This is a genomic window from Lactococcus sp. S64 (assembly GCF_016516525.1).
Classification (GTDB): Bacteria; Bacillota; Bacilli; order Lactobacillales; family Streptococcaceae; genus Lactococcus; species Lactococcus lactis.
On the sequence record NZ_JACVUQ010000021.1, the window covers coordinates 1 to 11,178 of the forward strand.

The window sequence follows — 11,178 nt, forward strand, 5'->3', positions numbered from 1 at the left end:
TTCATAAAGACGAGAATCATATTTTTCAATCATCTCCAATAATTCTTGAGGTGAGGGTTGTTGATAATGAATAATCTCATTTTCTTGGCGATGAGCTTGCCCTAATTGAGAGGTTAACTTAGCAAGATAAGCTTGGTAGTCTTCTTCCCGATGACTTTCTCTGTCTAAACGGTCTTTTTTCTCCGTCCGATATTGAGTGACTGTAAAGGTTACAGTCATCAAGCTGGCAAGCGCTGTAGCCATCATCATCATTGGATTACGCCCAGACATGAGTGTCACAGCGCTCCCTGCCACAAGCATACCTACAGGCGGCAGAATGGCTTTTAATAATCCACCTTTAGGAGCCTGTTCTTTATCTTCAATTTTTTCATATTTAAATTTTTCTTCAGGAATTTCTAAATTTAAACGTGGTGACCGACGATACTCAGGGAAATCTTGTGGTTTTTCGAGTTTACGATGCTGTTCTAAGAAGAATTCTGGATTAAAAAGCACTTCCTGTGAAAAAGCGGTCACTTTCCATTGAGCAGAACGTCTTTCCACCATAAGATCAGGTGTGAGAATCGTGTCTCCAACTTCGATTTCTCGACTACTACTCTGAGATACCTTTTCATCATTATAATAAACAAATGCCCCCAAAGGTTTAATCAATACCGTGGGATATTTTCCATCTTCATTATCAATAATAATTAAAGAATCATCTAAAGTTTGAATGGCTCGGTGTTCATTATTATTAATGATAAGTTCTTGATGATCCAAAACCAAGAAATGAGTTTGTAAATCTTGCGCTGGTAAAACAAGAAAAGAGATTCCATCAATTTCATTTTTCCCTTTGGGGAAGCGACCACCATTGACCAAAACTTCGTCATTGACAATTCCAAACTTTAAGCCTCTATAATCAACGGTCATCTGTGAATCCGTTAAAGTGATCCGTTCTAATTGGTCTTTCAAAATAAAGATGACAAAACGAATTTCTTCAGGATGACGGACTTCATAAAGGAAATTTTGATTCTCCTTTTGGGAGTTTTCTAATTCAAATAGTTCTTTCATATTATTTTCCTAAACTCTTACTTAGCTCTTGAATTTGTTTGTTATATTCTTCAAGTTTCTTTTGTTTCTCATCACCATTCATTGAAGTATTCAATTTTGTGGCTTGGTACAAATCTGTATAAGCAAGCAAGGTCAATTGGTCATCTCCAATATTTTTGGCTAAGTTGAGCGCTTTTTCAAACTCCCCACGTCCTTGATAAATCCAATAATTCAAAGTATTATCATCCGTTGTAGATGAAATATTATTTAAAACGGCTGCTTTTTGGGTTTGACTCAAATTTGCTAAATTAATTGATGAAGAAGCTAAAACAAAACGAGCATCCTTAGAAAGTTGTTTGGGTTGATAAGCCTTCAAGTCATCCAACGTTTTGTCATAATGGTTATTAATAAAATCTGCTTGCGCAGCCATGATCGCCTTTTGTTTAGGAATCGTTGTTTTCTGGTCAACCACTGTCAAAACTCCCATAGCAATTGCGGCTACTACTGCCACTGAACCTGCGTATTTGAAGAATTGGTAACGGCCTTTAGAAACTTTGACTAAGCTGGTCGCCTCCTTTTGTTTTTCTTTAAGGCGTTTAAGTTCGACTAATTGTTGAATGGCTTCAAAACTTTCACATGAAGCAAGAGAACGACTGAATTTATCCTTTAAGCTCAATTCACCGTTTACAAAATGGTCGTATGAAAGTTTCGGATTTAGAATGGAAAGTACGATTCCTTTGTATTGTGATAAAAACAACTCTGGGTTAAAAGCCATTGGAACAATCCCTTCTTTTATTCCCATATGAATAAATTTAAACTGTCCATCATCAAAAAAAATATTTTCTGGATGAACGAAAGGGATTTTATAACCAGAATTTTGAACAAATAACTTCTTAATTTGCAAAATCAGTTCTAAACGATCCAATTCCGATTTCATTTCAAACATCAAAGTTTTCAAGTTTTTTACCTGAGGAGAGAGAAGATAAGAAATTTGGAAGGCATAATCGTCATCTTCTGAAGCCTCAAGCTTTGTCTTACTTTTAAGAAATTCCAATTCATGTTGGTTAACCTGTGTGCCTGTTAAATAAACAATAAATTGTTCGTCTTTTCTCTCAGCTGTGAGGGTGTTCTGTCCATCAAATAATTTCATCTTTTTCTCCTACAATGAGCTGTAAAATATCGCCATTTCCCAGCCCTAATTCTTTCAAAGTCAATCCACTCCCTAGTGCCACTGATTTTCCTTTAACAATAAAATTCCAGTGTTCGGGCAAGTTTTGCCCATTAACTTTAAAGGCTTGTGCTAATAATTCAATCAAACGTGTGGATGTCACATTTGAGGGGACAGCTAAATCCACTTGTTTTCCTAGCCACTCCAAACTAATTTCAATGTGGTCTTTCATATTTTCCTTCTCTTCCTACGTGTCAAACTTCTAGCAACAACTCCAGTTAATATCATCGATGGGAGTGCTATTATTAGAAGAATTAATAGCCCTACATTTTTGGAAGCTTGTTTTTCGTCATCTGATGTAACATTTGTTTGACTGTAATTTTTAAATAATTCCGATTTAAGGCTCTGATAGTTTGTTTGATAGAGGTGATTTTGACTTTTTTTGTTGAAATTGATTTCATTAATATGTTTGGTCACTTCTTCAGCACTTTTTGCCTTTTCTTGCGTTTTATCGTCCAAATCTTTTGAGAAGAGTTGAGAACGTATTGCAAAATCAGACGTACTTGAACCAGCACCTGACTGCGTGGTAATCATATCGGAATTAAGTTGCAAACTTCCATCGCTATCCGCAAAAACGACAAAAGGACTATAAAATAGAAAGAATAGTCCACTCAAAATAAAAAATACTTTTTGTTTTTTCATTTAATCTCCTAAAAGAAAAGAGCACCACAACGGGTGCTCATTCTTAAAATCCAAAACTTTGAGCATCTTGTGCATCGCGTTCTTCAACAGTATCAGCGTATTTATTCAACTGTTGGTTAATACTTTCGAGCAATTCTTCAAATTTTCGAACATTTTGTTCCAATTGGTTGTATTGTTCTAAATAAGCTTGGAAGGCTTGACCTTTCCATTCTTCAGCGATTGTGCTGTTCATTGAATTCACACGTTGAATCGCTTGTTCAATTTGCTCTTTAGATTGAATGTATACTTGAGCTTGTTGTTTCAACTCAGCCGGTGTTACAGAAATAGTTCCCATTTTAAAACTCCTTCAAATATTAATATATATTTGTAATAACTAAAATATTACCAAAAGTAATTAGATTGATTCACGGTCTCTGTCCAAAGCTTTAATACAATATATAACAAGGATAAAAGCTTAACACAACAATCTTTTTTATTTTTACAAGTTAATTTTATCACAACATTTTAGTTATGTCAATGATTCATTTGAGTAATTTAAGTTATTTTTATCTCTGTATTATATTACTTAAGTAATATTGTAATGTATCGTTATAAAACCTTGGAGTTTCTTTAAATTTCATCCCCTCAAAATGTGTAAATAAAAAAACATTCCCTAGGGAATGCTAAAGCTTTATAAATTTTATACCTGCAAGAATGCACTAAAGAATTCGTCCATTTCTACCGGTTGTTGAAAACTATTTTGATTCTGATTGACTTTTTCTAATAAAGTTAAGTTTAATGAATAACGATAAGACAGGTCTTCTAATGATTCTTTTTGACCCACATTTAAGGCGACTAAACATAGAAGCCATTCAATATCTTCACGTTTTCCAGAGACTTTATAATCCGCATTAACCAAAGCCAATTCTTAATCAAATGCAAACCAATCTTCAGCTTCTCGATCCACATAAACCTGAAGGGTGCGTTGAACAGGGTCATTCTTTTCTGAATAACGCTGCCATGTTTCCTTCAAATGGTGATATCGAATTTCATTATTTTCCATTTTTGCTTTTTCGATTTTTTTTGCAATGGATTCCTCAAACTTCAAATAGTCTAATTCTTCACGCTGTGTGAGAGAAATTTTATTATTTAAAGTCCTTTCATCTATTTGCAAATAATCAAGTACGGCATAATATGAACCTGAAAATACTACATCTCCTTTTTTCGTCACAATAAAGTGAGACAATTTGTTTTTTAGTTCAATTTTCATTAAGTTTTCTTTTTGGAAGTTGTTCATCATATTTTCCTCTCTAATTAATATAGAAGTAAATTGATAAACAACTCCCTAAGGAGTAAGGTTTCAATTTACTCCTTTTTGGATAATTAAATTATACTAATTCTATTGATTCTTGAAACATCACTTTCTTTTCATACAAAGTCAATTCTGAAGCTTTCTTGCCAAAAAGTTCAAAACATTTTTTTGCAATCCATTCAGATTGTTCTTGGTGTGCTGCTCGATTAGATTCAATGACTTCATTTTTACGTTTATTCAAAGTAATACGTAAATACTTTTTATATTCTCTATCATAAATTGCAGCCGTGCGGGCAGGATTAACTTCATACCAGGCACGTGTGACATTGTATGAGGTGTGGTTGAGAAGCCACGTTGTTTTTTCAGCTAAAGTTTTCATAAGTGCTCCTTTTCTGTAAAGTCCACAAGCACTCTCCCCGCAAGGAAGGGTGTCCTTGCGGAAATTGTATTTAGTAGTTGACAAGGGCTAGTTTATCCATTCTCGGTTCCAACTGGCCACCACGACACATTTTTGTCGTCCAAATTGAACAGCCCCTATAAATGCGCTCCGACCAATTGAAGCAAGCACATCTTCCCAATTAAAGGAAGGGTCATTCTCGTTATTTGCGATATGTTTAATCGCCGCAAATGAGATTGATTTTCCTTTATATTGAAAGGTATAAGCAAGTTCTTGTATCGTTAGTAAATCATTGGTGTAATAACCCTGCTGGGTTAAGTAACGTTGTTCTGATTTTTTTTAAGCGCATTTAAACTCCTTTAATCTTTAACATAGACAATTCCAAAATGATGGAAAAGTACTGCCAAGATAAAAATTAAGATTTCAGGATAAACAATATTGAATATCATTAGAATGATAGAAAGTACAAAAGAAACCGCTTAAAATGCAATGGCTATATTAAGGTAAGTATTATATTTCATAAAAAATTCTCCACCACCCTTTCGGTTGGTTAGATTGAGTATTCTCTTCTAAAAAATCAGATATCGCGATGGCTACGCTCCTAAATTATTCTCTCAACCGTTAAGAATAATTCAGTTTAAAAAGGCAATAGGACTCGAACCTGCATTGTGTACCTTACACCAAGATGAGGTATCGAACCTCATACGCTCTCGTTTCCTTCCAATTGAGCTATACCTTTTCTTGTGACCTATTAACTTCACAAATCTATTTTACTATGCTTAAAAATACCTCGTGAAAGAATCCCTTTTTTATCAATCCATATTATCATCAAGCCATTTGTACCATTCTGTATCTTTTATTGAGTCACTCATCATTTATCCCTTCCTTTTTTAGTTAATTACAAAAATTGAGAGTAGTATTCTGCTTCAAGTTGTTCTTCACTCTTACTAATATCTAATAACCCATAAATCAACAATATGGAGATGCAATAACAGCTGATACAAATAAAAATGGGAGTAAAAGAACTCTCCCAAGCGTTGTTACTAGTTTTTATATTTCATAATCGAATGGCTACCTTTCGTTTTCCTTTATCTCGTTTATGACTAGTCGGAGTAGACCACCATCGAACTGTATCGAGCTTAATGTTGAATCGTTCAGCAAGCTCTTCAGCGGACCCTTCATCTAAAAAGGTTTCCCCTTTATAAACAGCAAATTCATCCGACACTAATCCACCACTTTAACCAATCTTTTTTCAATTCATCGTCTGCCTAGACCTAAAATTATCCTAATATTTGTATAATGAGTTTTCTTTAAACCATATCACAGGAGGGGAAAGTAAATCGCTGATTCTCCTTTCCCTCCTTCCATCATTGTTCAGAAAAAGCCTCTAAAATTAATAGAGACTTTTTCCTGCTTCAAGATATTTTACTTTTTTTGGAGGGGGAAGGGGAGCCTCCCATTATAGTAAGAGTAAAGCTACTTACAAAAATCATTTATTTAGCATTTCATTTTTGAGTCAGATTTTGAAGCAATGCCACTCTTCTATGAGCGATAGGAATAAATTGACGTATTTCAAAATCATTGTATCCAACAAGTATTTTTTTATCGTTAAATATTAGTGGAGTTCTCAATATTTTGGGACGCCTTAATATATACGCAATGAATTCTTCTGTACTCAGCTCCTCATAATCAAAAAACGTTTGATCAGATCCGTCAATCTTCGTTTTTCTTGACCGATATTTCTCCAATTAGAGAATAATCGAAAAATATATGATATTGATTAAACCAAGTAATAGCTTTGACAGTCGAACTATCTTTCCTTTTTCTGAGGTAAATCTTAATGATACTATCACCTAGCTGCGAATCTTAATAACCACTACTCTAACCGTAAGAGCCACTCATAACATAGAATACACATTTTCCTTTTATCTTCATGACTGAGTGTTTCGAAAAGTACGTCACTTGGAGGTCTTTTATACTCAAGTTCTTCTCCTAACAAGTATTCAGGAGTTACCCCAAAATAATGTGCTAATTCAACTAATCTAGGCCCTGAAGGTCCTCGACCGTCTTTATAATTATGTAGCGCATTTCTTGGATAATTCAGTTCTCGCTCAATTTTATTGAAAGATTTTTCCGATGATTGAGCAAGTTCTTTAAGACATAGATAAAAGTTACTTACCATCATCTAATCCCTTTCACAAGCTACTAAAAGTTTGCCAACTTCGTTCAACGTTTTTTTAAAAATAATACAACAGCTGCACCTACAACAGCTAGACTTCCAAATAATCCAAGCAACATATTTAATTTTTCACCAGTTTCAGGCAATAAGCCTACTAATTTATCATTAGTACCTATTCCCATAGATATAGGATTCTGTGAAGTGATAATAGGTGTGGTTACTGAATTAACTGGATTAACCGGAGTAACTGGATTAACTGGATCTACTGGTTCTACTGGTTCTACTGGATCTACTGGATCTACTGGATCTACTGGATCTACTGGTTCTACTGGTTCTACTGGATTTTTTTCTTTGCTATAAACTACTGTTTCTACAATGTCCTTACTATCTTGGGTTAAGTCTGAAACTTTATTAATTATTTTTTTATCTGGAATATATCCTTTGATCTCAGGAGAACCTTTTTCATCAAAATAGTTTTTTAAAGTAGTCCACCCATTATCTTGAATCATTTCTCCAGTAACATTGTCTATAATTATCTCATGATTAAATATTACCTGATCATTTACATCTTGCGCTGCCATAGAACCATCTTTATAAACGTAATGCACCGTCTCGTTAATCAGCTTTGTTAACGATGATTTATCCGTTCCATCCGGCCAGACTGGACTATTTGGATCGTTAGGGTTAATAGGGGTATCTGGCTCTCGTGGGTTTTCTGGATTGACCGGAGTTACCTTATGCTGTAAATGTACTTGGTAATGTTGTGGGACTTCGCTAAATGTTATGTCATCCTTTGGATAATTATCTGAAACTAATTCGTACCCTCGATCTTCATAATATTTAATTTGATCAGCTGTTGAGTATCCTACTTTAGCCCCAACATTTCCACCTAGCTCAACTGTGGCTAATGTTTCATTAAGTGTGTCATCTATATATCTCACATCTGCTAAACCTTGACTTTGTTCATAAATATAGGTTACCTCTTGATTATCTGCTGTATACTTCCCAGACGTCTTTCCTTGAACCTCTTTAAACTTATATCCAGGGATTTCCTTTTGCTCTGTAGCCCAAGGTGTATCTAAATCTCCGGACTGTATCACATCATCAGATAAAGTATTCCCTGCTTCATCAATATAGTGAGCAACAACTTGGCCTTGAGCCACTGTATAATCAAAACCCTCTAACTGAAATTGTTGTAAATTTGTATGCGAACCTGTTGAAGCTGAGATCGCGAAGGACATAGATTTTTCATTACCTAGCAAAGAAGTAATGTTCTGAGTCCATATCTGACCATCATAATTTACGGTTAGGAGTTTACTAGTTCCATCATAATTTATACTAAATGGTTTGAATGCATTATTATCAGGTTCTGAAATCTGTTTTGCGCCTTCATTAATTGTATTAGCTACCCCAGAAGTTCCATCTACAAATGCTCCAAAAGCAACCCCTTTCCCGTGATCAGGTCCAAATTGTGCTGGATCTGGAGAGTAGCCATTCCCTCCTGTTGCGTTAAAGAAGGTATCTAGCTTGAAACCAAAAGCGCCTGAAATCCCTCCAAATCCCATTGCACCTCCTGAACTTCCAACTACGCTCGTATCACCAGGCTGTAAAACAAACGACATACCATCTGCTCCGCCATCTTTTTGAGATTTATTTCCTAGATTGACTTTTCCACTAAGTTGAAAAGATTGACTCATATCAATCTTAGTATTCAAAATGGCATTCCCAACCTGATTTTGTGTATCATTAGTTAGTGTTCCAATATCCCCTATGATCGATGCATTTCCATTATTTATAAAGTTTTGAGCAAAATCAGCTCCGTCAATATGGACTGTTCTAGCCCCTGAGATTCCCTTTGTATCTTGAACATTAAAAGTATCTGCAATTCCCTTTATTGAAGCGAGGGGTGAGAGCTGATTCATCAATAGTATCGTTGTAGAAAGTAAAATATAACTTATCTTCTTCATTAGTTGTTTAATTCCTTTCTGTCATTTTTTACCTTTATCATTTGGGGAGGCAAATTTCTGACAACTTCTTTTTCCTTAAATTTTAATTAAATCTTTTTCATTAACGTATAGATTTTTATCTCCTGATGGATACTCTATCGTATATAAACGCCTATCATCTTTTCCATTATTAATCTCTGTCACTATTCCTTCCCAAGTTCTATGGCTTTTTAAATCATAACCGTTTTCTTCAGCAACCGCCCCTTCAGAAATTCTTACTTTATCTCCAAGATTAAAACTTCTCTCTCCATTTTGTAGTTCCTCTTCTTTGTTTTTTGATTGATTGGAAAGCGGGTGGCTTTTCAAATATTCATAAAATCCTCTGACATTTGCGGTTTCAGGTTGTTCCGGAATCCATATTTCCTGTCCAAATTGAGAATAAATAGTGTGTTCCAGTAGATTTGCCCCGCCTCCTGTAAGGATTACTAAATCTATATTATTGAATGCCTGTCCTGAGTAAACCTCCTCTTCAAAACGACGCTTTCCATAGTTTTTTATTTCTTTTTTAAAGAGTGATGTTAAATCTTCTTCTGTGCTTACTCCTGTTTTCATTTTATAGTTTTTTGAAATTAACATTTCTTGAATATTTATTTGATTATTTCTTCGATTATTATTGATTCCTTTAGTTTTTATTTTATCAACTAATAAGCGAATCAATCGGTTAACTCCCAGGGTATCTTGGTTGATCTCTCTTTGTTGAAACCCATCATATACCGTACGTAATCGTGTCATTCCCCCATAATCAATAATCAACGTTCTTACATCTGGAGTAATGCCTCCTTTCATTTTTTCAAAAAGAACCAACGAACCAAATTCTTGGGGAAGTACTTCAATGTTTTTCACTTCAAATTCAATCGGTAAATTGTCAATAAAAACAACATGTTCTCCAATCAACCATTGAATTACTTCAAAATCTTGACCTGCTGTAGAAAGATATTCATCATCAGGCATTCCCATAGCAAGTGACAATACAACCTTATCTGATAATTCTTGGTTATATAATTCTTCGACATACTTTGCAATTGCAAATAGAACAAGCTTTTTATAGAGTTGGTTATCGTATCTTGATTCACCAGTACCATTAGTATCAATAACTGCTTGCCCAAACTTAAAAATATTTTTTCCCCATACATAGCAGCTTTCTTCGTTATCTTTTTCTAATGAAAATATTTCGAACCCATTTTCTTCTAAATAGTCAATATTATTACTAAAAATATAGGAAACTTCCTCATACCTTGCCAACGAGGCTGGATAGACCATCGGTTGTTCTTGCCCATCTCCAACTATTTTCACAAGTTTATTACCTATGTCAATGCCTAATTTATAGATTTTATCTGTCATTCATTTACCCTCTATTTCTTTTTAAATAAATAGTCCTATTCCAGCATTACTTTTTGGAATAGGACTATTTTTCTAAGAACAAGTAAAATAATCAAATTACTCATTACGACCAATAGCTAATTTAAAAAATAATTTGCTATTTCTTTAATTTTCCTTTTTTTCTTTTCTCTTCTTTGCGGCGATTGCTGCTAACATTCCCAATCCAGCAAGCATTCCACCAACTCCAGCTAATGGACCATTTTCCTCTCCCGTTTTAGGAAGAGTTCCAAAGTCTTTACCAGAATTAGAATTATTAGTATGACTACCACTATTATTTCCCGAATCACTATCTGGTATAAATTCACTATCTGAAGTAGAATCAGAATCGCTTAAAGAATCACTACTGCTATCACTTACTGAATCACTGTCTGAAACTGAATCGCTATCTGAGACTGAGTCTGACGTTGAATCACTATCACTTACTGAATCTGAGATTGAATCGGATGTTGAATCGCTATCACTTACTGAATCGGAGATTGAATCGGATGTTGAATCGCTATCTGAAACTGAATCACTGATTGAGTCTGATGTTGAATCACTATCACTTACTGAATCACTGATTGAATCTGACGTTGAATCACTATCACTTACTGAATCAGAGATTGAATCCGATGTCGAATCGCTATCTGAAACGGAGTCACTGATTGAGTCAGAAGTTGAATCGCTATCTGAAACTGAATCACTGATTGAGTCTGATGTTGAATCGCTATCTGAAACTGAATCACTGATTGAGTCTGACGTTGAATCACTATCACTTACTGAATCACTAATTGAATCGGACGTTGAATCACTATCTGAAACGGAGTCAGAGATTGAATCCGATGTCGAATCGCTATCTGAAACTGAATCAGAGGTTGAGTCTGACGTTGAATCGCTATCTGAAACGGAGTCACTGATTGAATCGGATGTTGAATCGCTATCTGAAACGGAATCACTGATTGAGTCTGACGTTGAATCGCTATCTGAAACTGAATCAGAGATTGAATCTGATGTCGAATCGCTATCTGAAACTGAATCACTAATTGAATC

General features: G+C 34.8%; 14 protein-coding genes and 1 tRNA gene. All 15 read right to left on the reverse strand.

Annotated elements, in window-relative coordinates:
- Window positions 1-1,047, reverse strand: a 1,047-nt coding sequence (locus tag IAE51_RS11755) for a hypothetical protein (protein ID WP_200095618.1), incomplete at its 3' end; no start/stop codon positions are given.
- A 1-nt stretch (window position 1,048) separates the two neighbouring features.
- On the reverse strand, window positions 1,049-2,176 hold the full coding sequence (gene essB, locus IAE51_RS11760) for a type VII secretion protein EssB (RefSeq protein ID WP_200095619.1): 1,128 nt from the start codon (window positions 2,174-2,176) through the stop codon (window positions 1,049-1,051).
- Window positions 2,163-2,426 carry an EsaB/YukD family protein gene (locus tag IAE51_RS11765; protein ID WP_058211682.1) on the reverse strand — a complete coding sequence of 88 codons (264 nt, stop codon included), beginning with the start codon at window positions 2,424-2,426 and terminating at the stop codon, window positions 2,163-2,165. The genes essB and IAE51_RS11765 overlap by 14 nt, the downstream gene beginning before the upstream one ends.
- A complete protein-coding gene (locus tag IAE51_RS11770; RefSeq protein WP_200095620.1) occupies window positions 2,423-2,896 on the reverse strand; it encodes a type VII secretion protein EssA in 474 nt (157 codons plus the stop codon). The genes IAE51_RS11765 and IAE51_RS11770 overlap by 4 nt, the downstream gene beginning before the upstream one ends.
- Before the next feature lie 43 nt (window positions 2,897-2,939).
- Window positions 2,940-3,230 carry a WXG100 family type VII secretion target gene (locus tag IAE51_RS11775; protein WP_109991245.1) on the reverse strand — a complete coding sequence of 97 codons (291 nt, stop codon included), beginning with the start codon at window positions 3,228-3,230 and terminating at the stop codon, window positions 2,940-2,942.
- 345 nt (window positions 3,231-3,575) lie between these two features.
- Window positions 3,576-3,794 carry a hypothetical protein gene (locus tag IAE51_RS11780; protein WP_200095621.1) on the reverse strand — a complete coding sequence of 73 codons (219 nt, stop codon included), beginning with the start codon at window positions 3,792-3,794 and terminating at the stop codon, window positions 3,576-3,578.
- Window positions 3,795-3,803: 9 nt separating this feature from the next.
- Window positions 3,804-4,172 (reverse strand): hypothetical protein, encoded by a 369-nt coding sequence (locus IAE51_RS11785; protein WP_200095622.1) that lies wholly within the window; start codon window positions 4,170-4,172, stop codon window positions 3,804-3,806.
- Window positions 4,173-4,263: 91 nt separating this feature from the next.
- Complete coding sequence (locus IAE51_RS11790; protein WP_200095623.1) at window positions 4,264-4,566, reverse strand: hypothetical protein; 303 nt, start codon at window positions 4,564-4,566, stop codon at window positions 4,264-4,266.
- Between the two features lie 658 nt (window positions 4,567-5,224).
- Window positions 5,225-5,323: transfer RNA gene (locus IAE51_RS11795), tRNA-Ser, on the reverse strand.
- A gap of 318 nt (window positions 5,324-5,641) precedes the next feature.
- The gene (locus IAE51_RS11800) at window positions 5,642-5,809 is read right to left on the reverse strand and encodes a hypothetical protein (protein WP_200095624.1); all 168 of its coding nucleotides are present in this window, start codon (window positions 5,807-5,809) and stop codon (window positions 5,642-5,644) included.
- A 280-nt stretch (window positions 5,810-6,089) separates the two neighbouring features.
- Window positions 6,090-6,332, reverse strand: a complete 243-nt coding sequence (locus IAE51_RS12460; protein ID WP_200095625.1) for an ArsC/Spx/MgsR family protein — start codon at window positions 6,330-6,332, stop codon at window positions 6,090-6,092.
- 128 nt (window positions 6,333-6,460) lie between these two features.
- On the reverse strand, window positions 6,461-6,769 hold the full coding sequence (locus tag IAE51_RS11810) for an XRE family transcriptional regulator (protein WP_370524388.1): 309 nt from the start codon (window positions 6,767-6,769) through the stop codon (window positions 6,461-6,463).
- Window positions 6,770-6,810: 41 nt separating this feature from the next.
- Entirely contained in the window at window positions 6,811-8,730 is a 1,920-nt protein-coding gene (locus IAE51_RS11815) for a MucBP domain-containing protein (protein ID WP_200095626.1), read from the reverse strand.
- 75 nt (window positions 8,731-8,805) lie between these two features.
- Window positions 8,806-10,110 carry a ParM/StbA family protein gene (locus IAE51_RS11820; RefSeq protein ID WP_200095627.1) on the reverse strand — a complete coding sequence of 435 codons (1,305 nt, stop codon included), beginning with the start codon at window positions 10,108-10,110 and terminating at the stop codon, window positions 8,806-8,808.
- 144 nt (window positions 10,111-10,254) lie between these two features.
- Window positions 10,255-11,178 (reverse strand): LPXTG cell wall anchor domain-containing protein (locus IAE51_RS11825; protein WP_200095628.1); only part of this gene is annotated, 924 nt, incomplete at its 5' end.